The following is a 21,119-nucleotide window of genomic DNA, read 5'->3' as shown; positions in this document are numbered from 1 at the left end:
TAAACTCGTAGGCCAGGTGCGCCGGGATGACCTCGCCAACAGCTCGCTTAGCATCGGCAAAACTCTTTGGTACGCCAATGTTGTCTAAAAACGTAAATGTAACGGTGTAATGCGGGTAATCCACGGCAATATCAACGTCCAGCCCGGTAAACGACCGAATCAGGTCACGCAGCACCTTTTCCGTCGTTGTCTCGCTGCCGCGCAACTTGGCGAGGATGATCGCCCGGCGCTCTGAATAAGGCCTGCGTAAAAATTCGGCCTTTTCGAGCGTCTCCCATGTGTACACCTCTAAGTCTCCGAGCGTAAGGCCGCTATCCTCCACGGCCGACCAGGTGAGATAACCGCGTGGGTTAATGGGGAGACCGAAGATGCGCTCCCATCGACCCAAATTCCACGTTGCAGTTATGATTCTGCTTTGGCTATGGACATCATCCTGGGCAGCCATGAGCTTCTCGAATTCCTCCGCGATCGTTCGTTGGATTTCTTGTATTTCAAACACACCATCATAAATATCAGGGACCAGTTCCGCCATCTCTCGCCTAACATCAATCACGATAGATCCACCGTCCCGACAATGCCGATTTGATCAGGATCCAGCACAATATTGCTTGTTCCGCCGTTTACCGTAAGATTTGCATAGTCGATAACTCCGTCTGCATCGAGGATTATATTTGCAATTTTCGAGTATCTGATCACAGCCTCTTTCAGAGCGATAGACTTCAGATAATCGTCTAACCCGTCTGATACAGCACCTAACACCACGCTAACGTTCACGCCAGTTTCAAGCGTTAGAGCACCACTTAAATCAATTGCCAATTCCCTGACACCTGCCACAGTTAGATCAACGCCAATAGGCATGACAGATCGAATATAGCTATCGGCTTCGGCGATTTTTTCTGGTGCTGGTGAGCGCTTGTTGTCTGTGATGAGTACGACTTTGACCGTATTCGGCCCGTTCCAAACGGGTATAGCGCGTGCGTCTCCAATCCCCTGCACTTGTTTGGCCCAATACTCGTAATGATATTTGTTGCCGCTGGTGATTGGTTTTTGCGCACGATCAAAATATCTTGCCCGTAATGACTCATCGTCCTCTGCGTCAGATCCAGCTACAAGCACCGCGCCCAAAACGGCTGTTGCCAGCCCCGGGATGTAGTCGATCGGAATCAACTGACCGGCTATCGTGTTGCCGATCTCTCCAGCCGTCTCGCACTCCAACTTATAGGTTCCCGGGCCAGTTTTGCTGATGGCTGTAAAATCTACATCATCGATGGAAAACCGACTACCAATGGGGATATCAATTGGACCGTTGCCGCTATCGTAAAATTGACCTGCCCGAATCGCCTTCTGCGCTGGCTTACGCACAACATCCAACTCTACGGCCACACGGTCCAGGTACTCATCGGTCGCAGTGTCAGGCATGACCAAATCTAGATTTATTTCCAGATCAATATAGTATTGCGCAAACATAACGGCAGCCGGTGCCAAAGCATCAAAAATGATCGATCCCTGCCGCTTATCAACATTATTTGTTACTCGGTTAAGCATTCGTTCTAAGATCGTTTCGAACGTCTGACCCTCATACATTCGCATTCACCTCCTGTTTAAAGTCTCCGTAGATAGAAGCCACTGTGAACGTTACAAGCGCTTCATCCCCAGTGATATTGATTTGCATATTCTCAATAGATTGAATGCGGTCATCCTGGAGAAGGGCTTCACGGATTCGCCGCTCAATTTCCGACCGTACATATCCTTGACTACGTCCTTGCAGCCCGTTTATTTCGCTACCATAGTTTGCATCGTAGATAAGGTGAGCGAACCGATCCGTTTGCAGGATCTTGTATACGGCTTGCTTCACAGCTTCTAAGCCGTCTATAATGCCCGTAGCCTTACCGCTCGTGAAATCTATACCGTATGTCCTGCTCGTCTCTTCTTGGACTTCCACGTCCTCCAAACTACCGCCTATAGGTATCATGGATTCACCACCTTATCCCAGACTACATATCTTTGGCCGCCTTGCACTCGAAGTAACAGCACGGGATCTCCGACTTGCAAACCCTCACGAATGACTATCTTTTCGTCAAGCGCATCCTTTGTATCTTCTCCGGTTGTGCCGTGCTTGTGCTTCAGATCGACTTCATACCGAGTCAATCGTTCCGGCATAATTAAAAAATCCTCATCGAGCGTAAAGCGCTGATCGATAAGGATCTCTAAAGGGTTTGTTTTTGTAACGGATCCGAATAAAACGGCCACCGGGCTACTCGCACCCACGGCATCTGTCCCCAATTGTTTTATCAGATTTGCAAGCGACATTTAAAACACCTTCAATTCAACTTGGATTGTGTAATCGCCACCGCTAAATTTGTGAGAGCATTCTTCCACCAAATACAATTGGTTAATCGCCAATTCTTTAATTTCGGCATGTAAATAACACCCAGCACGAACAGATGGATCACCGAGAGCTTCGAGTTTAAGAGTTTTTGTTTCCATGTTTTTTGACTTCACCAATTGATCGAGCAGTTTCCTAATCTGAGCATCGTTCATGCTTTCATCGACTTTTTGATAGTGTTGGAGTCTGCCCCATTTAGCTATGTTGGCGCTGTCCTGAGCAATGTGTACGTCCCGTTTTCCGGTCTTCTTGTTGTCTCGCACCAGTTTTATCCGGTTGTAAGTATCTTTGTCGATACTCTTTTCGAATGTGAATCCCGTCATTAAGCTCTGGTCACCAATCACAATATCAAGCATTAAGTCTTTGACGTTTTGGACAGCCAACTTGCCGTAATCATCATAAAAAACGTATATGCTGCCAGTGTTGACCGTGGTTAGCGCGAAAGCTTTATCGATGATATCAATCAGTTTCTGTCCGTCCTCGACCATGCTCGGGATCGTGTATTTTGTATCAACAATATGACCCCACTTCAAACCGAAGTCATTTGCGATACGTTTGACAATAGCTGCCGCTGTGGTGTTCTTGAATACATAAGTATCTGTAGCTGTTAAGTACCGAATCTGGTCATAGGCTTTGATTTTGATTGTCTCTTCCTCACTCCGGCCAACCGTAAACACATAGCCATAAAAAAGGGGCTTATCATCGTATTTGACTGCGACGATATCCCCGTTATTTATGATGTATTTGCTATCCTGGAGCATCGTGAAGTCAAAACTTCCCGGCTTACCGATCCGAGATGTTTTCCAAGTCGCATCCGTCACGAGTTCCGATATGTCATATACATTACCTTGTTTATCGTCTGTAACAACTTGCAGCATGTTTTACCCCCTAAGGTAGCTTTAGGACCTTGCCAACCGGAAGCTTTTTCAGTTCGCTGTCCTTGATCCCGTTCAGCGTTTGGATTTGTTTGTATTTCGATCCATCCCCGAGAACTTTCTGAGCAACCTTCCAAAGGTTATCCCCGGCAACCAAAGTATAAGTTTTTGGCTTAACCCTTGTGTCAGGACGTGCCGGGGCTGAATTGTTCTTGTTCATCACAACCGTTTTACTGCCGCTTGTTGTCTGGACTTGCACTTTCCTTGCGGCATATGGACGATATTCTTTAAAGGTTATCTGGAATTTGATATCGCCTACCGCGCCGCCATCTTCTGACCATGTGAATTTCTCGATTGTGACGAGCATGTTTAGGTCTAATGTTGATCCCGCAAAAACAAATTCCATTGGAGGCGTTGCTTTTCTCCACTTTTGAATGGCCTCAACATAATGTTTGGGCTCAAAAAGTTCTCGTTCGGTGACACTAGCTCCAGGAAACCAGTTTGCCGGAAAAAAACTCTCAAAACTAATCTCTCTAAGTTTCAGACCCTTGAATACATTGATTTCCCCAAGGTTGGATATTTCGAATGTTTTACTGCTTCCAGGCTCGGGTATTTCAATGCTTTCTGGGAGGACTGGAAACTCAATCACTTCTGTCCTGTTGTTATAACTGAGCATCATAGAGTAATCGTTCATTCGTGCACCCCCGAAGCCCCAGAATTGATTTCCTCGGTCAACCTTTCTTCGAGTTTGCTAACAATTAGATCAATATCCGATTCATTTCTTACATGCATATCGCCATTTACCGAGACAGTCGGTGTCAAAGTTACAAAGTTCTGAATTGATTTCATTTCAGCCAATTCCCGCATTGTTTTCAGGTCTTCGCTACTTATATCAACTTTATCTTCAATCTTACCAACTTTATTTACTTTGTCGATTGTTCCACCGGCAGGCACGTTAGGTACCTTTAAAAAGCTATCATTTTTCTTTGCAGCATCACTGGCAGCTTTTGCAGCTTGCGCAGCTGAAATTTCAGCACTACGAGCAGCCGTTGCTAATTTCGCCTCTGACTTCATCGTTTCTAGCGCTGCGTCTCTCTCCGCAATCTGCTGATCGATCTTGTTCTTATACTGAGCTAGCTCGTTATTCCTGGCTTGTTTCGCGGCTTCGTTCTCTAGCTGTGCATTTGTGCCGAAAGTCATTTGGTCAATTAAGTCGATACTAACACCTGGGATTTTGTTTAGAGTGTTAATAAATCCATTTATAATGTCGATCCCACCATTGACCATGTTTTGTAAGATCGTCAAAAACCCAGCTTTCATATCACCCATAAAATTTTGGATATTTGTACTAACGGTCTTGAAGGACACCTGTAGTTTATTAAATAGCTCGATGACCCAATATACTCCGGTCATAAAGCCAATTTTAACCCAGTCCCAAGTGGTTAATAGCGCATTACAGACAATCATCCAGGCGATTTTCAAGCCACCTACTGACTGGACCCATTTATAAATAGCCATTACTACTACACCAATGAGAAGGACAATCCAAGTTAATGGGTTTGCAAGCAATGTTGCAAAGAATGTTGCGGCTGCCCCGGTTGCAATCCATGTTGCCGCTGCTTGTATTCCAAGCCCGACTGCTAATGTGACTGCTCCTGCCGCTACACCAACGAGAATTGGTTCGATTTTAGACCAATTGTCATATATGAATTGCGCCCCTTGTCCAATCACCTGTAATAACGGACCGAATGCATCTATCAAGATGTTTTGAATAAGTGACCACACTTGAGCAAATGTCATTGGCATAGATTCAAAGTCTTTATTGATCTCATCGGTTGCTGACAACATTGCATTTTTAACAATGTCAGCAGTGATTTGACCATCTGAAGCCATTTCACGGATTGCGCCTATTGGCACTTTCATGTAATCCGCAATCGTTTGAATGACGTTTGGCGCTGCTTCAAAGACCGCATTCAACTCTTCACCACGCAGTACTCCTGAACCCAAAGCCTGGGTTAATTGCAGGGAAGCAGAAGCCATTTCCGCTTGTGATGCGCCCGCAATAACAAACTGTTTGTTTAGGTTTTCAGCAAACTGAATTGTCTCATCGTTAGACTTGAAAGCATCACCGGCCCTTTGTCCTAATTTTGCAACCACATCAGCGGTAAGCTGGTAAGATGCCCGGGCACGATTAGCGGAATCCATGATTTTATCTTGTAACTCAGCCGTTGTCTGTTGACCGTCATTCATTAGATTTAACCGAGCCGTTGTATTGCTATATGTGTCACTTAGGTTCATGACAGATTTCAAGGATTGTAGGGAAAGATAGGCAGCAGCAACCCCCGCGATACTTCTCTTTAGGCCCGAAGAAGAAGTTGTCCCGTTATTGACCGATTGATTGAACTTGTTTTGTGAATTTGTTGCATTTTGAATTTGTCGGTTTATTTCCGCTTCAGCCGAAGCTATTTGCTGTTTGGCTGCGATCAATGATTTGTCGATATTTGTGTTGCGATTCGTCACATCCTGCATTTTATGCATTGTAGATATCATCATGTTCATGCCGTTAGTTATGTTCTTTAACGGCCCGGTCATGGCATCAAACATTTTTAATGTTGAAGATACAGTTGTCACGTGTTCACCTTCTTTCAAGGCAAAATAAAAAGCACCCTTGAAAGGATGCTATTTTACACTATTGAAAATTTCTACTGCTTCCTGCTTCTTGGTTTCTAAAAGGAATTTCCCGTTAGAAACAAAGTCTTTTATAACATCATTTTCTTTCTTAGCTTTGTCCAACTTCTTTTCAGACTCGAATTCATAAATCTTCACAGGTGAATTGTCGTAGTAGAAAATTACACCATCATTAGCCTTAATCATTTCGAATAACGGTTTTTCGTTTTTGTCAACTTCGATCCCTTGAGAAGTATAAGCTTCAATAAACTTATCAAGAGTAAGGTTATTAACCTCTTTTCCCCCAGAACAACCTGTTACAAGCAATAAGACAGAAATAACAACTACTGACATGATTTTTCTCAAACTAGACTCCTCCTAATTAGGTAATATCACCCACAATACTACCATATTTTTACGGAGTGCGACTGTTTTCGTTTCATTTTTTAGCTGCTTCTTTTTCTGCCTTCACTCTAAATTCTATCATACCGATAAGTGACGCCTTTTTCCTCGGATCTAATTCCACAAAGTCCCAAGGCATTATATTAAGTTTATGGAGGGCGTAGTAGGCAACGTTCGCCTCACTATCGCCCTCTTTGATTAGTTTTTTACTTCATCCACCAGCTCATTGATGTCTTTATCAAATCCATTAATACTCTGAACCTTTTGTAAAAGGCCTGCATATTCGCCCGGTAACAACATTTTGCGAAGAAGTTTGTCGGCCCCCATTACACCATAAGACTTTTGTAGGTCGGCATCCTTAAGGTCAGGGAATACAACACTGGACACAACCAATTTGGCAAGGTATTCCTCTGAATTGGTGTCAATTGTAATCATGCCCTTTTCCTTTACCTTGCGTTGCGCCGATTTACGAATTGCTTCGTTTTCTTCTTCTGTCATGCTGCGGACTTTCCATTGAATCGGTTTGCCAGCTTCATCCTTGAATCTATCAGAAATCACCACTTCCTCAATGATTTCCGAATTAACATTTTGAGCGAAAAACGCGCTAAGATTACTCATTTATATTTTTCCTTCTTTCGTTTAAATTTAGCCCATTACAGGCATTGTAAAGCTATCTTGGATATCAACATCGTCAAAGGTAAAGTCAATGTCTTCTTCCAGGAATTCGGCATCAACATCCAATTTAGCCATAATAACGCTGTTTAAATTGACGTTTCGCAAGACTACAGTTTGTTTACCAAGCGTACTGTTCGGGTCTTCGTTTACAATTTGCAAATCAAAATAGGTGTCTTTGCCCGTCTTGATATAATCCAGCATCATTTGCCGGAATGTCGGAGTGGCATAATATATAGTCATGCTCCCCGTACCGGTCCAGCCAATTGCCTTAGATTGGACACCGCGGCGGCCAAGAGATTTAAATTCTGATTTATTCTTTTCGGCTGTCGCTTCAATGGTCTTTGCATAGAACAATTCCTCTACACGACCAGCAATCGTTGCATAAGCCCGGCCCTCTTGTCCGGAAATAGCGTCACCCGCGCGAAAGAATGCCATCTTACTTCACCCGCACTTTCATGTAAATTTTCTCGATGCTGTCAACCGGTTGAATGGACAGTTCGGCATATACGCTATCTGACTCCGCACCGGCTACTACAATCACGTCATTCTGAGCATCGAAATTTTGTACAGCATTGGCATTTTGCAAAGCTGAGATATATGAGATGATTTCACTTTTTAATAGGTTTCGCCCATCGTCGTTATTATCCACTTTGCCTATATAGAAGTTTTCAAATGTACGCTTCAGATCGTTTGCAATGCCATCAAGCACCCGGAGGACACGGTTCTTGCTGAACTGCTTACCTTTGTCCGGTGTGAAGCCTGTAAGCGAGTTAATATCCTGCTCGACGATAGCCCGGCCATTGGAAGCCGTAAACAAAAACTCACCGGCTTTTAATCCAGTCTCGATCTGCGTATTGGTATATCTCGGAGATACGTCCACAGCATCATCATATGCCGTGTATGTGAGTGCTTGGCTCACCGTGGCCGCTGCTGTCGCTCCAGATACCCAGGCTACTGCTTGCGCTGGTGTCAGTGTTGTGCCATCAGAGAGGATAACGCCGTTCTTAACGCTTACCACACCCTCATAGTCGGCTGCTGGGTAGTTTGGCAATACTGCCTGTACCTTTTTGCCCTCGTCTTCTCTCAGGCGCTTTACAAAGGCCGTATAGACCGCTTTAAGGCTTGCATCATCTGTGGTCAGGCCCACCGTGTTAAAGTCTTGCAATTCCAGCGCCGCGAGAAATGCCGTATGATCCGCATTTGTTACCGTTCCGGTTGTGCCACCCGTCAAATTAACTCCGGCGGTCGCAGTAAGAGCGCCCGTTCCCGAGAAATCCACCCAAACATTTGAGACAAGTCCAGCGATATTGGCAACGGTTTGAGCATCAACCTCCACTCCTTTTACAAGAGTCTTTACATCAAACTTGGCCGGATCATCGATATTGGTTTGGATGACGACCGAGATATCATTACCGCGTACCCCGGAATATTTGGCCGTGATGGTCAAGTCGCCTTCGGTCGCTGTAGCCTTCACGCCATCATTGAGCCGATACAAAAGCAATGTCTTAGCCCGTTTAAGCGCTTCACGCACTAGCAGCAATGTCGGATCATTTACATCAAAGCCGAGAACATCCATCGTGTCTGCTCCGGCTTCCACCGTTACCAACTGTTTAGACGGACCCCACGGAAGCGAGAGGGCCATTGCAGTTATACCGCGCTCTCCGACTGTGCCAATTGCCTTAGGTTCGGATACGACATTGATATAAACGCCCGGTCTAACCTTGTTCATTGTGTTCCAAGTGCCTCCAGCCATCCTACTTCACCTCACCATTCTTAAATTCTTCCACTCGCCGTTTTGCTTCAGCAAGCGTATATGTCTTGCCATCTTCCAGGACCACAGACAATACATCTTTATCTGTGCCGGTCCATTGCCGAGAGCCGAGGAATTGTTCCTTCGTAAATCCGGCTGCAATATCTGGTGTTTGCTTCTCTTTATTAGCCATTTTTCAAATATCCCTCCTGGTCGAGAGTTTTCATTTTTGGATCTGATTGTTTTTCGGCCATCACGTGGAAATTGAAATCCACAAAGAAATGAAGTGTGCCATCCACAACTTCATGGTTCATCCCGGTCCCTTTGTACCGCGATCCATCAATACCAACCCACCTAAACGCATCATACAGCTTCTCAGCCATTTCATGCGCTCCCCGGTTATAGTCATTGCCCGCTGGGAAAAAGTGAATATCGAACGAGTAGAAGCGCTTATAACGCCTGTTCATTTCCTGGTCCTGTGCATGGGTCAATAACTTCACAAAAAAACACGGCGTTTCAAAGCCCTGTTTAATCTCTTCTCCGTATATGTCCATGGTTGGGAAGAGGTTTGACAGAGCGAGAATAACGCCGCTGCGGATACTGTCTACTGTTACCTTAATCACGGCGTTACCCCTTTCTGCCGTTCATGAGTTGGTCTAGCAACTCCATTTGTTTTTTCTCGATGAATTTAGGTAATTCTCGTTCCATCTCTTTCATGGAAATCGTCATCATGAAGCGACCCTCAACCCAGCCAGTCAACTCTTTGCCGGTTCGGTGACCGTATTCAACATACCCGGCGTATTCCGTATTGTTGAATATTTCGACCTCATAGGCATTGCCTTTTTTTATAACCTGTCCAACTTGCCATCTGCGGCGAAGCTCACCGGAATCTACTGGGGTACGCTTTTTAATCTTCCGATCGGCTCGGTAAGCCATTTCCAGCAAAAACTCTCGTATCCAACGTTCAATAACACGTTCATCGAGAGCCTTTTTAAACGTCTTGGCTAACTGTTCAAACTCACCAAAATCAAAGTCGCCCCACTTAGCCATATCATGCCTTCTCTCTGCGCTGTAAGCTTATTTCTTGATGTGTAGGATAAGGAAACGGCTCCCCTGCGGTATACATCCGCATTTGAGAGCCGCGCATTACTTCGATTAAGTCACCTTGCAAGACCTCTATGTCTGGTGAGATGAATAGTTTGGTTTCATAGGTGATTTTGTTCACGGTTTCTGTCTGACCGTTTGAAGCTAGGGCCTTTTGAGAGATCCGACAAGGCACATCCGCAAGTTTCAGCGCCCAATCTAATTTCGTCTCTCCGTTGACTTTCGTTTTCTCCCAACGCTTTATAGAAGCCCTATCCTCATAGGTTTCTTCGAGCGATGCCCGGTATTCAGCATAATCAATATCCATTACCACACCAACCTTCTGTACCGGTTCAGATCGACGGCGTAGTTTAAAACAATACCGTCGATGACTGTTTTCGGATTTGATGCGCTTGATTTAGCCGGGGAAATGGATGTATCACCGATCTTGATTGACTTGTCACTCTTGTCTATGGTGCTTCCGATTTCCTTGATGGTCGAATGCTCTGCTTTAAGAACATCGATCACCATAGAAGCCCATACGAATTCCAAGCCTTCAGGGATGTTGGATATTTGGCAATAGTTCTTAATACGCCAGCCAATTTCAGGGATATAGGATTCGATCAGGGGGTTAAGTTCCTCGTTTTGAAGCCTTAACCGCGCCCTGACCAAATTAAGAACCTTATTCTCCTGCTCCGTCATTAGAACCGCCGCCTTGCGCACCGAGGATAACGCCTAGGATATCCTCTTTCCTGGTCGCTCCACCCAAGTCAATTTGTTTTTCTTTGGCGTGCGCTTTAAGCTCATCCAGTTTCATTTCTTCTACCGGCTTGTTCAGATCAAATTCCGGTTCTTCACCTTGTTCGATGACATTTACCGCCGTCTTAATCCGCTCGTAATCCTCTTCCGAGATAGAAAACGACTCCCCTTTTACATAGCGGGAGCCGTTGTGTCTTACCGGGATATTCAGCACTTCTACTTTCATGTCGCGTACCTCCTTATACAACTTGAGCTTGGAATACGTTATTTGCTTCTGGGAAGGAAGGGATCACCGTTGCTGCTGCTTTTGCCCATGTAGAAATCGGGTCTTTACCCTCTTCATACAACATAGCAATTACTTTCCCGACGTTAGAAACATCTGCGCCACTAAGAACCATTCTGGATTCTTCAGGGGTTGGGCCGTACAAAGTTTGACCCAATGGACCATCACCAAACATGACGAATTTATTGTCTGGGAAGTAACTGCTCGTAGCATAGGTTCCGTCTGCATTTTGTTCACGGTACTTGGAGTTTTGTCCGGCATCATAAACTGCTACAGCAGGCAATCCTTGTTGGATCATAAATGCATTCAGATCAGCTAGGTTAGCCACTCTGCCAGTATCAGTGCCGTACAGATATCCTCTGATCTTAGAGTTCCGCAACATAGAACCAGCAACCTTTTTAGATGTCAGCGCCCGTGTTGGCACAACATCCAACGCACTCGCCCAACGCTCCAGATCACCGAGAACATCTGCTGTTTCCGAATCCCACAAACTTGTTCCAGATAAAACTTCCTTGTGGTTGGTTGGCACATGATAATCCAGCGTCAACGTTTTTGGTTCTCCCGGGACATGTAACTGTAATTCCAACACACCATTAGCAAGAACCTGCATACGCATAAGCTCCGCTGCCGCACGAACGTCATTAACAGCCTTGTCGATCAAGTTAAATACACGTTGAATAAGATAGGTCCGTTCTTGCTCCGTTCGCGGGAATTTCAATGCGATCAGATCTTTTTCTTTGATTTGATACTTTTTCTTAATATAAGCCGCTTCGAGAGCTTGCTTAGCGGCCTCGATGGACCCAATCTCCGCCTCAGTATCAAAAGCGTGCACTTTCGCTACAACCGGCAAATCATTCGCCCCTACCAAGTATTCAAATTCAAGCGTATCGAATTTCTGTTCAGGGAATAACGCTTCGCCTGCTGCATAAGTTTGGAACGTTCTTTCTTTCAAATAATCTAATACAGTTTTTTGATTAAACAATTCTAATACATCAGTCATATTGGTACCCTCCGCTTATTTAAATTTAATTTCTTTAAGTGCTGTTTTTGCTTCTGCCGTTGGAACTGCAGGGAGACGATCCTCAAGAATATAAGCCTCTTCAACCAAAGAACCTGGTTGCGGCCCATAGGTTACATCAACATCGTTAAGCAAAATACCTTTCGCCGTCCCGTCGTTTGCTGGGAGGATCGTTCCGGCCTTTACAATTTTCCTTCCGTCTTCGCCTGCGCTAACTCCAACATTACTAACCAAGTCCGTAAACGCTTGGAATTTAGCAGATGCAAGAAAGTTAATACGCTCGTAATTCGATACAGGTTTTACATATGGCATGTTAATGCTCCTTTCTTAGCCCCAAAGATTCTGTGCAGCAGCGGGGGCTTTTCCGCTATCATTTGCTGCTTTTGCGAAACTTTCACCAAGACCGCCCGGCTCGTCTTTGCTTCCGCTCGGATCGGCAGGTTTCCACCCTTTAGGCTTCGTATTGGTTTTTTCGACAAACAAAAAAGCCTTGCTCTCTCGCAAAGCCTTCACTTGATCATCGAATCCAGATTCAATTGTTCCATCATCTTTTACCTTGATGGTGTTACGATCAATTAGACCGGCTACAAGGTCAGCGTCATGCACTTCACCAGCAAGCGCCAATTTCAAAGCGGTGTTAATCTTCAGGTCCTTTACTTCGGCCTCGTATTTCTCAGTAGCCGCTTTGTTTTCATCCTGGAGCTTTTTGATTTCGCTTTTCAGCGTCTCGTTATCTCCGGCCGATTTGCTTAGCGTTTCAAGTTGTTTATCACGCTCCTTAATGTCTTCCTCGACCTTCTTCTTAGCCTCAGCGACTTCGTTGTACTTTTCTTTTGGAATCAGATATTTCGGGACCTCTTTGTTATAATCAGTCACGATACTATCTATTTTAGATTCCTCGATTCCCGCATTCTTGAGCAATTCTTTTAACCAATCCATTTTTCATTCCCCCATACTTTTTTATACTGGTCAGTGCCAGTTCGGAGTTGGCCGATATACTCCAGCCATTGAGTTCGCCTAGTTTATCCTCATGCGACAGGAGAGAAGGTTATTCGGATGCTTCATCATAACTTGCATTTAATTGCGCTTGACTCGTCTGTATTCAATCCAACCGGTGCGCTTTTCGAATTCCTTCCACATTTCGTGCTGTAAGGCAAAAGTCGCTTCATCAACTGTCATTTCTTCAGCAGCAATCTTTTCGCGGTATTTCTTGATTTGTTCCGTAAACAGGCTGTCGATTTCGGCATTGAACCTTTTGAGTTTGCCGGGATCGTCCAACCTACTGAATACATCCGTCAGCTTTGCTGAGAAATCATATTTAGGTGTCACAGCTCTTATTTCTGCTGCTTCCTCCTGAGCTAGTATTTTGATATCACCCCGGCTAAAAGAAGCATCCACAGGGTGGTTATGAGTCAGGACATTTCCTTTGATCAGTCCGCTATCAATTGCCGCACCAATACTCACATCCGTTTCGGTTCCCTCTTCGGATTCCCACACCTTACGGCCCTGTTGATCAAATACAGCCGAATATTCAACGACCTTGCTTCTTATTTCATCTTCGTAGGCTTTCAGCGATACGGCTTTAGGCTTCGTCTCTTTGTCCGGTTGCTCTGGAACGTATTTCTGTTTCCATTCCTCATATGTCATATCAGCCGGTACATAGTAGACATGACCATCAGAGTTTCGAGCAATCCGTTCGCCCGGATCTTCCTCATCATCAAAATAAGCCACCGTTGTACTGCGACAATTCGCATGTAACGGGGGCCAGTTCGTTCCGATCTCTTTATCAGAGAGATCAATTATTTTATTGTCCATACTTTGGCATACGGCGCTGGTTCGCATATCGAGCGTTGCGAGGAATTGATATTGCTTTACCACTCCACTAGCCTTATAACCGTCATACGTGGCTTCAGCGGCTATATGTGCACTCTCAGTACGTACCAAACGAGCAGCGTTTGATTTAGAAACGTCAAACCGGTTCTGTAAAGATGAAATCACCTTATCCAAGCCATCGCCGCGGATGAAAGCCTGCGTTAAGTTGGTTTGAAGTTCTCTCGCCAGCTTATCCCGATTTTCCCATATGCGCTTTGAAAAGTTGCTCCCGGCCCAGTCAGTAAACAGAACTTTATCGATCACACGGTCATCGACTTTAGCAAATGTAACGCCCAAACCCGTGCCGCTTTGAATATCAAACAACGTCCGGTAATAGGTATCCGTGTAATTGCCAGTGAGCAAATCCTCGAATCCGGTTTGCTGTTCTGCTGCCAAAGACTCAACCCGCTGCTTGATCTGAGTAAGCAGGGCATCATATCGGCTTATACGGGTCCGGTAATAAACGTTATTGAGTTGTTGTGTCCATCTACCGTCTGCGTTGTTCTTGGCCTTGGCCGTAAACTCCTGAAGCGTCATCTTAAACTCAGCTAATTCACCTTTTTCAAGCTGTTTTCTAGCTTCGGTTAATGACACTTCGTTGTTTTTGGCATAGCGCCCATAAAATGCTTCTATCTCCCGGACAATGCTATTCGCTGCCTTGCGGTATTCTTTTGTCAGTTGATCAATGTAAATATCAGCTTTGTCATGTTCGGCTCGGGCGTTTATTTCAGCGCGCTTATTCCAGTAATCAGCCGGTTTCATCGGTGATCACCTTTCCATCATTCGGGAGGTTGGGATAATTGATTTCATCCGCTTTCTGTTCTTCCTTGATGCGATCCAATTCATCTTTCGTGTTTGTAACCCACGGATGATTAGCAACGATGGTTTCATCGGAAATGATGCCTACGCTGTCTTTGGCGTTTGTCACGGCTTCTGTCTCGTTGATGAGGATATCCCGGTTAAAGATAAATTCTACCGTTTCTTCGGAGTAATCAACCTTCATAGTATTCAAAATGTGCGTATCGATAAACCAAAGCAATTGTTCCAGGCTAGATTGAAACTCAAGCTCCAGGTCATTCGCGTCCATGTCCAGGTCCGAAAATAGGAAGCGTAGCGCAATGCCCGAAGGGCTATTCCCGAATTTATCCGATTGCGTATCTACACCCCGGCCAAACTCGTATATGTCCCGGCGTAACTGCTCTATGTGGTTCTTGTACCCTTCGTTGTTCATTTCGATGGATACTGTTTTCAGGTCGCCATCACCACTAACGAACGCCACCCGGTATTGAGCCATGTTCTTTCGGAACTCTCCGGCACCGGTACCGTTAAAGTTTTTGACCACGTAAGCGCTATTCGGTAAGTCCTCCAGATCATTTGAATTGCCCGATGTGCGTTTGTCGTAGTCATCAACCAGTTTCTTTATCAGGTCAATAAGCGGCTGTTCCTCATCGTTGTATTTGAAGCAAATGAACGGGATCCGCTCCCAATTCACCCCACGCTCTTCAACGTTCTCGCCTTCGGTTACCATCATAGAGAAATGGCTTGTTTCTTTCACTAACTCATAGCGACCTGCATTTTCACGGTAGAAGCGCACGCCTTCAGTGGTCCAGAATTGTACGTTCTTGACCTTTTTCTTCCTCTTTACCTCATATTCCTCGGTCTCATAGACCCTAATAAATGCGGCTAATTCCGTGTGCGCCGCGTCCTTCCAAAACGGAATGCCTTCCTCTGAAGGAATCTTCATAAATGCTAGTTCACCATCTTCGGTATAGTAGACTTGCAACCACGCTTTCCCGGCGTTAATGGCATCTTTCCCAAGGTTCTTTAGCATCTTCTTGAATCCCTTGTCAAAGTAACCATCGAGTAGCTTTTGGTAATCTTCCTTCTCTGTCTCGACCATAAACGGCCGGGCCAATAGATACCCTAGCTTCTGATCTACCAGCTTGCGGACGAATCCATGAGGAATGCGGTTATCGGCAAGATTCTTTACCGCAACAAGCCGACCGTCTTCATCAATCATTTTTCGTTCCAGAGCCAGAATGTCATTTTCATTCCGGTAATACTTTTTCCCGGCAACCATCTTCTTGCGTTCTTCGGATCGTTCCCACTGGCTCACTTCCATATGAATGATTTCCTCTAGTGACATGGGAGCATTCGCGTCCAGATTATCCAGGATCTCTTGTAGTGCGTTCATTGTTTCCTCCTTCCTACTTGCCGAACCAAACGCCCGACTTGTTTTTAACTATGGTGTTCACAAAGTATCTGTCTCCGTCCATTTGGTGATCGTTCTCTTTAACCGGCTTGTCCTCGCCTCTTGCCGCCGCTTTTTCATCCCACACGTAGGAAGCAAACTCCCGAAATGTTTCTTTGCAGCAGTCATTGTACTTTATCAATCCTTCCACCAATGCAGACGCTACGTTTCGTATTCCGTCAGCCACGTCATTATTAGCTTTGATAACTTTGAATTTTCCGCGCTTTTTTAACGCCGCAATGAACGAAGCTGCTGAAGGGTCAACAATAACCCCGGTCACCGTCAGCGCCCCCACGAATTCTTCCAAATCGTCGCAATACTCTTCATCCGTTTTTTGCTTGCTTTGAAGTCTGCCGTCGTAGTGGTATTCCTTCACCTTATACCAAACATCATCACAAAGACCCCATAAACCGAATGTCATAGGGTTCTGCGTACCATAGTCACAACTGACATAGTACTGTTTATAACGCCGCTGTTCTGTTTTGACCTTATGGTCATCCGTGAACATATCATATATAACACCTTCAGCCATGACCCACAGACCCAAGATGTAACGTTTAAAGAACACACCCGAGAACATCCGACGAAATCGTTCTTTAACTTTTTCCGACAACGACAAATTGTCCTCCATAGTGAAATGCAGGACTAACATCTTTTTTTCTTTTGCCTTATCGATATACTCCAACTTGAACCAGTGGTACGGACCACCTGGGTTACAGTTAAAGAACACCTTCGCCCCGTTATCACCCGTCTCCGCCGAACAACGACCAATAGCCTGATCTACAAACGACTTAGGAAACAATGCAACTTCATCCAAGTACGCCCCAGCCGCTGTAAGCCCTTGTAGTGTGTCTTGGCTTGTTTCGTTATTTGCTCCAAACAGGTAATAGGTATTCGTCCCAACAATCACATGGGGATTTTCTGAACGATGATAGTGATAGTCTATGCCTTTAGCGGTGAGTATCTGGAACATCGGCTCCAAAACGTTACGCTTCAGCGCTCCCATTGATTTACCAGCTATGATAAAGTTTTGATCCCTATGCTTTTCAAGTGACCAGGATAGAAATGAATCAATGCAGGAAATAGTCTTACCGGACCTTATCGCCCCTTCGGCAATAACCCCGTCATAATCTCTGTAAGGACTTTTGTCAGCCCACCACATAAGTAACTTTTGTTGCTTCAAACTGAACGGTTGGAACTTAAACGAGGTGGTCTTTTTATTCCTCCTCATCGCGGTTCACCTCATCGGCAAATACTTGCTCAACTCTATTGTTCAGAGCGTCAACGTAGCCTTTGTTCTGCTCATGAGCATCACCAGCACCATCGCCACTGATTTGCTTTATTTCCAGTTTAAGTTTGCCTACTTTAAGTTGTTCCTCTTCGCTCAACATGCCCATATACTTCTCCAACTTCTCCAAGGCTTTCATGCGATCCGAGAGCTTGATAGAAGCACCGTCCTTGCCTTGCTTGACTTCGCTTAGTATCGTGCCGTCTACAAGACCGCTATTGTTGAAGTAAACGAAATTACGTTTATAGGTAAGAGGTTCGCCGGTTCCGGGATCAAGTATTTGTTCACCCTTATCATTGAGATAAGGCTCTTCCTTTGACCCAAACTCCATAAAGTCGGTAATATCAGCAAAGGCAATGTCCATATATTTTTGGATAATGGCCTTGGACGAAAAAAAAGACTCCGCAAATAGCTCATCACGAACCCTTTTTATCTCCTCTTTTATGCTAGCATTTGCAAGCATCCGGCTTCCGTTATTTCTAGCTGTGTCATAATCACATCCATACACTTTCTGGTAAGCTTTTGTCGCATTCCAATACTTAAGATAGTACGATACGAACAGTATTTGCTTATCATTTAGACCTTCACCATCTATTGTTATCGGCGGCTCTCTCTCGGGCGGTTTCTCACATTTCTTCATTGCAACGTTTTTGCGTTGCGTTGCATCGTTGCGTTGCCAGTTCTCCCTATTCTTTCGACTTCGTATAGTAGCATCTTTCAGCTCGTGCTTTTCAGCCAGTTCTTTAAAGCTAACTTTTGATTCTTCCCACTCTCTACGTATCTCTGCCCAGTTGGTCACTTCACACCACCCACCTTCTCCCCTCTTAGAGTGTATTAAGTAAAATCAATCTTGCGAATCGCGATACAGCATCATCTTTGTATATTCTAAAAGCCCTATAGCTTCGAAGTTCGTCATATCGTCCGGGTTGTCAAATGTAACTTCGCCATTTACTACATCCAATTCAAGAACAATCTTTTTTGTTAGCTTCAATTCATCCGGCATATATATACCTCCAATATAAAAAAGCCGCCTATTGTTGGCGACTCGTGTATACCTTTATGAAATTATCCCAGTACTTGGGTTCCGCTTTTGTTATTATTCCGTTGCCGCCTTCGATCTCCATCGTCTCGTGGTTTACTTTCGTCACGTTCGTTACGTTTATCAACGCTCCCTTTTTGTTCACCTGCACAAAGTCAGGATGATCTTTCAACACGTTATCTTCCTTGCGCCTGAACCAACCCATATTATTACCACCTTTGTTTTAAGGCGATAATACCATATATTGTTTTATTGGTGTCTATATAATTTCATAAGTCTTTCCAAATAAATCAGGCTTGCATGACGATAACTCGCCATTCTCTCCACGGATAATATAATCTCCCGGATCCACTATTGCCATCCCTTCCGATGATTCGAGCAGCACCACAACTTCCCCAAACTTATCTTTCATAAATGGATTGCAATGTGTCCCCACATAATCTGCGAACCATTCAGGTACATCAATCTCGCCAGATTCCCCATTCCATTGGAACGCTTCTATCTCAACAGGCTTTGATCGGTATCTCAACCCTTTCACTCTCCATTCGTGATTTATGTACACCGCTTTACTTAGGCAGCGGCAGCCCCGACGATCCACAACCTTAACCGCTGTCGTCACGGCTAAAAGGAGGCGCGTTTAATGTCATTGCGCTATTAGCAGTTTTGGAGTATACGATATGTTAAGGTTAGAGTTACCTAAAATACGTGAAGCGCCGTCCGTCTGCTCGTCCATTGTCCGGCTCCGTCCTAGCGCTTCACTGTTGCACATGATTATGTGCCTCTCTACCCTTTAGGTGGCAAGTGATAGGGTTAAAATCCGTTTTCAGAGTGCCAAAAGAAAGATGTTGTTATTCAGGCTCTCATTTACCTTCTTCTCGGCCTTTACGATGTATTCATGCACCGTTACTTGAGAAATATTCAATGCGCTTGCGATCTGTCTTTCTGAGTAGCATCCGCAATATTTCATCTCATAGCATTCCCGTTCCCTAGGTGTTAGAAGATATAGCGCTTCGTTAATCATTTCCCTTTCGCTGTCTGTAATAGTTGTTGGGCTTCCACAAGCGGCAGGATTGGCGAATGACTGCATTTTAATCGGGTCCATGATGATCTCTAGCTGTTCCCTTGAACGCCTGTGTATCGACCTTCTGGAGCCTCTACCATGCCCTCGGTTTAGCCAGCCTATGGCATAATTGAGATTTGACATGTACCAGTTGATTCTTTCGCAATCTTGTTCTGCTTCTCGGAGCATATATTTTATATCTTCATCCTCCGGTGCTTCCTCGCTCAATTTTTCAATGTCTTTCTTCCTGAGGTCTGCCTTTATCTTTACCTTGTGGAGCTGGTATCTTGTTAGCCTGTAACTTTTGAGCAGGTCGCGCATGTTCACCCCTCCAGCAAATCAAATAGTTCTACTTGTCCTTCTTCCAGGTATTCACTTTTATCTATGATTAACCCGTCCTGTAGCCATTCTGACGGAGCTTCCTTGGAGTAGTGCGGCCATATCATTTCCCCGGCCCTTGAACGCTGTGGATTCTCTTTCTCGGCCTTTTGCGTCCATACCCAGTGAGTCTTAGCTGATACGGTCATATTTCTTGTCTCCATACACTTGTTTAAGTATATTCCGGGCTTTAAAGGCCATACGCCATGCCATAGATGATTTAGTATAGTCTCTTCCTTGTTTCCAAATTTCTTCGAGTGCTCTTTTCAAGGATTCCTCTCGTTGCTCCGGCGTTTCGTTCTTTACCTTTTCTTCTTCCCACCAATTCATGGTTGTTTCCTCCCGCTTATTCGATTTCTTCCCATCCACCATCGACGTTTCCGTTCCAAAGCCAATCTTCCCATGATTCCTGAATCAAGGCCTCTCTCTCGATTTCGTTCAACCCCTCAAATTCTTCGTCTGGGATCTCGACTATTTCTTCTCGTTTTGATCCAACGTATCCGGTGCTAATTGTAAATTTAAACTTTGCCATACTCTTTATCTCTCCCTTTGGTTTATAATTCAGAACAAGACTGCAGGCGCATTATTGAACCTCAACTGACCGTTTTTAGCGAATATCCTATCTTTCTCTATTACGATGAAATTTCGTTTACAGCGTTCTGCAGCAATTGCCGTAACACAACTTCCTCCGCAGTTATCCAGCACTGTATCACCTTCATTTGTGTATGTTTTAATTAAGTATTCAAACAGGTCGACAGGTTTTTGGTTGGGATGTATTCGTTCGGGATCATCGTTGTTGACTACCGGAAAATAAAGGACGCTGCGCGGTAACCTATCAGTGGTCCCGGCGTTGTTTGCCGATTCTCGTCCAGACCCATACACCCCGGATGTATGTTTGGTTACAGCTTTGTTCATCGGCTTATGCCCACTTGTACTTTGCGGGTTATACGTTGGTGGATTTTTGTAGAATACAAGTATGTTCTCATGTGCTTGCATTGGCATATGAGAGGCGTTTAGATGACCTGTAGCTTTATTTTTCTCCCAAATCCATTCATACCGAAACAACTTCATATTGCTGGCTGCTAAAACCTTATCGAATGGAGCCTTGGCAAAAAGTACGATTGCCCCGTTGTCTTTAATAATCCGTTCATAATGTTTCCACATGAGAGGGAATGGAATAACTGCATCCCATTGGCTCTGTGTCGTTCCATATGGTGGATCACATATGATCATGTCAATAGATCCCGTTGGAATGCTTGGGAAAATATCGAAACAGTCCGCGTTAATAATCTGATTAAGCACCTTGTTCCCTCCTTCGTCTTTTTCTCCGGGC

Annotated in this window: 32 protein-coding genes; all 32 read right to left on the bottom strand. The window is 44.8% G+C overall.

Annotation, left to right across the window (positions count from 1 at the left end; genetic code table 11):
* The coding region (locus tag KJS57_RS24895) for a putative phage tail protein (RefSeq protein ID WP_213656715.1) at positions 1-553 on the bottom strand (553 nt) is incomplete at its 3' end.
* Entirely contained in the window at positions 550-1,584 is a 1,035-nt protein-coding gene (locus KJS57_RS24890; protein WP_213656714.1) for a baseplate J/gp47 family protein, read from the bottom strand. The genes KJS57_RS24890 and KJS57_RS24895, both read right to left, overlap by 4 nt.
* Positions 1,577-1,972, bottom strand: coding sequence for a DUF2634 domain-containing protein (locus KJS57_RS24885; protein WP_213656713.1), 396 nt, complete (start codon positions 1,970-1,972; stop codon positions 1,577-1,579). Before KJS57_RS24885 ends, KJS57_RS24890 begins: the two co-directional genes overlap by 8 nt.
* Positions 1,969-2,310, bottom strand: a complete 342-nt coding sequence (locus KJS57_RS24880) for a DUF2577 domain-containing protein (protein ID WP_213656712.1) — start codon at positions 2,308-2,310, stop codon at positions 1,969-1,971. The genes KJS57_RS24885 and KJS57_RS24880 overlap by 4 nt, the downstream gene beginning before the upstream one ends.
* Entirely contained in the window at positions 2,311-3,264 is a 954-nt protein-coding gene (locus KJS57_RS24875) for an XkdQ/YqbQ family protein (protein ID WP_213656711.1), read from the bottom strand.
* A 10-nt stretch (positions 3,265-3,274) separates the two neighbouring features.
* Complete coding sequence (locus KJS57_RS24870) at positions 3,275-3,955, bottom strand: LysM peptidoglycan-binding domain-containing protein (RefSeq protein WP_213656710.1); 681 nt, start codon at positions 3,953-3,955, stop codon at positions 3,275-3,277.
* The gene (locus tag KJS57_RS24865; protein ID WP_213656709.1) at positions 3,952-5,892 is read right to left on the bottom strand and encodes a tape measure protein; all 1,941 of its coding nucleotides are present in this window, start codon (positions 5,890-5,892) and stop codon (positions 3,952-3,954) included. The genes KJS57_RS24870 and KJS57_RS24865 overlap by 4 nt, the downstream gene beginning before the upstream one ends.
* A gap of 48 nt (positions 5,893-5,940) precedes the next feature.
* Complete coding sequence (locus KJS57_RS24860) at positions 5,941-6,294, bottom strand: hypothetical protein (protein ID WP_213656708.1); 354 nt, start codon at positions 6,292-6,294, stop codon at positions 5,941-5,943.
* A 234-nt stretch (positions 6,295-6,528) separates the two neighbouring features.
* Entirely contained in the window at positions 6,529-6,948 is a 420-nt protein-coding gene (locus KJS57_RS24855; RefSeq protein WP_213656707.1) for a phage tail assembly chaperone, read from the bottom strand.
* Positions 6,949-6,975: 27 nt separating this feature from the next.
* The gene (locus KJS57_RS24850; protein ID WP_213656706.1) at positions 6,976-7,440 is read right to left on the bottom strand and encodes a phage tail tube protein; all 465 of its coding nucleotides are present in this window, start codon (positions 7,438-7,440) and stop codon (positions 6,976-6,978) included.
* A gap of 1 nt (position 7,441) precedes the next feature.
* Positions 7,442-8,758 carry a phage tail sheath family protein gene (locus KJS57_RS24845; RefSeq protein ID WP_213656705.1) on the bottom strand — a complete coding sequence of 439 codons (1,317 nt, stop codon included), beginning with the start codon at positions 8,756-8,758 and terminating at the stop codon, positions 7,442-7,444.
* 1 nt (position 8,759) lies between these two features.
* Complete coding sequence (locus KJS57_RS24840; protein WP_213656704.1) at positions 8,760-8,948, bottom strand: hypothetical protein; 189 nt, start codon at positions 8,946-8,948, stop codon at positions 8,760-8,762.
* The gene (locus tag KJS57_RS24835) at positions 8,941-9,378 is read right to left on the bottom strand and encodes a phage tail terminator family protein (RefSeq protein ID WP_213656703.1); all 438 of its coding nucleotides are present in this window, start codon (positions 9,376-9,378) and stop codon (positions 8,941-8,943) included. Before KJS57_RS24835 ends, KJS57_RS24840 begins: the two co-directional genes overlap by 8 nt.
* A gap of 4 nt (positions 9,379-9,382) precedes the next feature.
* A complete protein-coding gene (locus tag KJS57_RS24830; protein WP_213656702.1) occupies positions 9,383-9,805 on the bottom strand; it encodes an HK97 gp10 family phage protein in 423 nt (140 codons plus the stop codon).
* Between the two features lies 1 nt (position 9,806).
* Positions 9,807-10,166 (bottom strand): ABC transporter ATP-binding protein, encoded by a 360-nt coding sequence (locus KJS57_RS24825; RefSeq protein ID WP_244861702.1) that lies wholly within the window; start codon positions 10,164-10,166, stop codon positions 9,807-9,809.
* A complete protein-coding gene (locus KJS57_RS24820; RefSeq protein ID WP_213656701.1) occupies positions 10,166-10,540 on the bottom strand; it encodes a DNA-packaging protein in 375 nt (124 codons plus the stop codon). Before KJS57_RS24820 ends, KJS57_RS24825 begins: the two co-directional genes overlap by 1 nt.
* On the bottom strand, positions 10,521-10,823 hold the full coding sequence (locus tag KJS57_RS24815; RefSeq protein ID WP_213656700.1) for a DUF7210 family protein: 303 nt from the start codon (positions 10,821-10,823) through the stop codon (positions 10,521-10,523). Before KJS57_RS24815 ends, KJS57_RS24820 begins: the two co-directional genes overlap by 20 nt.
* Before the next feature lie 13 nt (positions 10,824-10,836).
* Positions 10,837-11,880: a major capsid protein gene (locus KJS57_RS24810; protein WP_213656699.1), complete on the bottom strand. Its 1,044-nt coding sequence runs from the start codon at positions 11,878-11,880 to the stop codon at positions 10,837-10,839.
* 15 nt (positions 11,881-11,895) lie between these two features.
* The gene (locus tag KJS57_RS24805; protein ID WP_213656698.1) at positions 11,896-12,210 is read right to left on the bottom strand and encodes a hypothetical protein; all 315 of its coding nucleotides are present in this window, start codon (positions 12,208-12,210) and stop codon (positions 11,896-11,898) included.
* Between the two features lie 15 nt (positions 12,211-12,225).
* Complete coding sequence (locus KJS57_RS24800; RefSeq protein WP_213656697.1) at positions 12,226-12,837, bottom strand: phage scaffolding protein; 612 nt, start codon at positions 12,835-12,837, stop codon at positions 12,226-12,228.
* Between the two features lie 138 nt (positions 12,838-12,975).
* Positions 12,976-14,532: a minor capsid protein gene (locus KJS57_RS24795; RefSeq protein ID WP_213656696.1), complete on the bottom strand. Its 1,557-nt coding sequence runs from the start codon at positions 14,530-14,532 to the stop codon at positions 12,976-12,978.
* On the bottom strand, positions 14,519-15,964 hold the full coding sequence (locus KJS57_RS24790) for a phage portal protein (RefSeq protein ID WP_213656695.1): 1,446 nt from the start codon (positions 15,962-15,964) through the stop codon (positions 14,519-14,521). The genes KJS57_RS24795 and KJS57_RS24790 overlap by 14 nt, the downstream gene beginning before the upstream one ends.
* Positions 15,965-15,977: 13 nt before the next feature.
* Positions 15,978-17,252, bottom strand: a complete 1,275-nt coding sequence (locus KJS57_RS24785; protein WP_213656694.1) for a PBSX family phage terminase large subunit — start codon at positions 17,250-17,252, stop codon at positions 15,978-15,980.
* The gene (locus KJS57_RS24780) at positions 17,239-18,108 is read right to left on the bottom strand and encodes a terminase small subunit (RefSeq protein WP_213656693.1); all 870 of its coding nucleotides are present in this window, start codon (positions 18,106-18,108) and stop codon (positions 17,239-17,241) included. The genes KJS57_RS24785 and KJS57_RS24780 overlap by 14 nt, the downstream gene beginning before the upstream one ends.
* Positions 18,109-18,153: 45 nt before the next feature.
* Entirely contained in the window at positions 18,154-18,312 is a 159-nt protein-coding gene (locus KJS57_RS24775) for a hypothetical protein (RefSeq protein ID WP_213656692.1), read from the bottom strand.
* A gap of 28 nt (positions 18,313-18,340) precedes the next feature.
* On the bottom strand, positions 18,341-18,553 hold the full coding sequence (locus KJS57_RS24770; RefSeq protein ID WP_213656691.1) for a hypothetical protein: 213 nt from the start codon (positions 18,551-18,553) through the stop codon (positions 18,341-18,343).
* A gap of 54 nt (positions 18,554-18,607) precedes the next feature.
* A complete protein-coding gene (locus tag KJS57_RS24765) occupies positions 18,608-18,877 on the bottom strand; it encodes a hypothetical protein (RefSeq protein ID WP_213656690.1) in 270 nt (89 codons plus the stop codon).
* A gap of 294 nt (positions 18,878-19,171) precedes the next feature.
* Complete coding sequence (locus KJS57_RS24760; RefSeq protein ID WP_213656689.1) at positions 19,172-19,729, bottom strand: sigma factor-like helix-turn-helix DNA-binding protein; 558 nt, start codon at positions 19,727-19,729, stop codon at positions 19,172-19,174.
* 2 nt (positions 19,730-19,731) lie between these two features.
* On the bottom strand, positions 19,732-19,935 hold the full coding sequence (locus tag KJS57_RS24755) for a hypothetical protein (protein ID WP_213656688.1): 204 nt from the start codon (positions 19,933-19,935) through the stop codon (positions 19,732-19,734).
* Positions 19,919-20,116 carry a hypothetical protein gene (locus tag KJS57_RS24750; protein WP_213656687.1) on the bottom strand — a complete coding sequence of 66 codons (198 nt, stop codon included), beginning with the start codon at positions 20,114-20,116 and terminating at the stop codon, positions 19,919-19,921. The genes KJS57_RS24755 and KJS57_RS24750 overlap by 17 nt, the downstream gene beginning before the upstream one ends.
* A gap of 16 nt (positions 20,117-20,132) precedes the next feature.
* Complete coding sequence (locus tag KJS57_RS24745) at positions 20,133-20,318, bottom strand: DUF7167 family protein (protein ID WP_213656686.1); 186 nt, start codon at positions 20,316-20,318, stop codon at positions 20,133-20,135.
* A gap of 29 nt (positions 20,319-20,347) precedes the next feature.
* Positions 20,348-21,088, bottom strand: coding sequence for a DNA-methyltransferase (locus tag KJS57_RS24740; protein WP_244861701.1), 741 nt, complete (start codon positions 21,086-21,088; stop codon positions 20,348-20,350).
* Between the last annotated feature and the right edge of the window lie 31 nt (positions 21,089-21,119).

This window comes from Paenibacillus vini, from assembly GCF_018403325.1.
Taxonomy (GTDB): Bacteria; Bacillota; Bacilli; order Paenibacillales; family Paenibacillaceae; genus Fontibacillus; species Fontibacillus vini.
This window is presented reverse-complemented; position numbering and strand designations above follow the sequence as displayed.

Bases quoted from the DNA above. Each gene is read 5' to 3' on its own strand.
- KJS57_RS24770 (WP_213656691.1), bottom strand. From the start codon at position 18,553: ATGGGTTGGTTCAGGCGCAAGGAAGATAACGTGTTGAAAGATCATCCT.
- KJS57_RS24760 (WP_213656689.1), bottom strand. From the start codon at position 19,729: ATGCGCGACCTGCTCAAAAGTTACAGGCTAACAAGATACCAGCTCCAC.
- KJS57_RS24745 (WP_213656686.1), bottom strand. From the start codon at position 20,318: ATGGCAAAGTTTAAATTTACAATTAGCACCGGATACGTTGGATCAAAA.
- KJS57_RS24880 (WP_213656712.1), bottom strand. From the start codon at position 2,310: ATGTCGCTTGCAAATCTGATAAAACAATTGGGGACAGATGCCGTGGGT.
- KJS57_RS24875 (WP_213656711.1), bottom strand. From the start codon at position 3,264: ATGCTGCAAGTTGTTACAGACGATAAACAAGGTAATGTATATGACATA.
- KJS57_RS24810 (WP_213656699.1), bottom strand. From the start codon at position 11,880: ATGACTGATGTATTAGAATTGTTTAATCAAAAAACTGTATTAGATTAT.
- KJS57_RS24775 (WP_213656692.1), bottom strand. From the start codon at position 18,312: ATGCCGGATGAATTGAAGCTAACAAAAAAGATTGTTCTTGAATTGGAT.
- KJS57_RS24890 (WP_213656714.1), bottom strand. From the start codon at position 1,584: ATGTATGAGGGTCAGACGTTCGAAACGATCTTAGAACGAATGCTTAAC.
- KJS57_RS24785 (WP_213656694.1), bottom strand. From the start codon at position 17,252: ATGAGGAGGAATAAAAAGACCACCTCGTTTAAGTTCCAACCGTTCAGT.
- KJS57_RS24755 (WP_213656688.1), bottom strand. From the start codon at position 19,935: ATGACCGTATCAGCTAAGACTCACTGGGTATGGACGCAAAAGGCCGAG.
- KJS57_RS24820 (WP_213656701.1), bottom strand. From the start codon at position 10,540: ATGACGGAGCAGGAGAATAAGGTTCTTAATTTGGTCAGGGCGCGGTTA.
- KJS57_RS24795 (WP_213656696.1), bottom strand. From the start codon at position 14,532: ATGAAACCGGCTGATTACTGGAATAAGCGCGCTGAAATAAACGCCCGA.
- KJS57_RS24840 (WP_213656704.1), bottom strand. From the start codon at position 8,948: ATGGCTAATAAAGAGAAGCAAACACCAGATATTGCAGCCGGATTTACG.
- KJS57_RS24885 (WP_213656713.1), bottom strand. From the start codon at position 1,972: ATGATACCTATAGGCGGTAGTTTGGAGGACGTGGAAGTCCAAGAAGAG.
- KJS57_RS24825 (WP_244861702.1), bottom strand. From the start codon at position 10,166: ATGGATATTGATTATGCTGAATACCGGGCATCGCTCGAAGAAACCTAT.
- KJS57_RS24815 (WP_213656700.1), bottom strand. From the start codon at position 10,823: ATGAAAGTAGAAGTGCTGAATATCCCGGTAAGACACAACGGCTCCCGC.
- KJS57_RS24850 (WP_213656706.1), bottom strand. From the start codon at position 7,440: ATGGCATTCTTTCGCGCGGGTGACGCTATTTCCGGACAAGAGGGCCGG.
- KJS57_RS24800 (WP_213656697.1), bottom strand. From the start codon at position 12,837: ATGGATTGGTTAAAAGAATTGCTCAAGAATGCGGGAATCGAGGAATCT.
- KJS57_RS24870 (WP_213656710.1), bottom strand. From the start codon at position 3,955: ATGAACGATTACTCTATGATGCTCAGTTATAACAACAGGACAGAAGTG.
- KJS57_RS24750 (WP_213656687.1), bottom strand. From the start codon at position 20,116: ATGAATTGGTGGGAAGAAGAAAAGGTAAAGAACGAAACGCCGGAGCAA.
- KJS57_RS24805 (WP_213656698.1), bottom strand. From the start codon at position 12,210: ATGCCATATGTAAAACCTGTATCGAATTACGAGCGTATTAACTTTCTT.
- KJS57_RS24855 (WP_213656707.1), bottom strand. From the start codon at position 6,948: ATGAGTAATCTTAGCGCGTTTTTCGCTCAAAATGTTAATTCGGAAATC.
- KJS57_RS24845 (WP_213656705.1), bottom strand. From the start codon at position 8,758: ATGGCTGGAGGCACTTGGAACACAATGAACAAGGTTAGACCGGGCGTT.
- KJS57_RS24790 (WP_213656695.1), bottom strand. From the start codon at position 15,964: ATGAACGCACTACAAGAGATCCTGGATAATCTGGACGCGAATGCTCCC.
- KJS57_RS24830 (WP_213656702.1), bottom strand. From the start codon at position 9,805: ATGGCTAAGTGGGGCGACTTTGATTTTGGTGAGTTTGAACAGTTAGCC.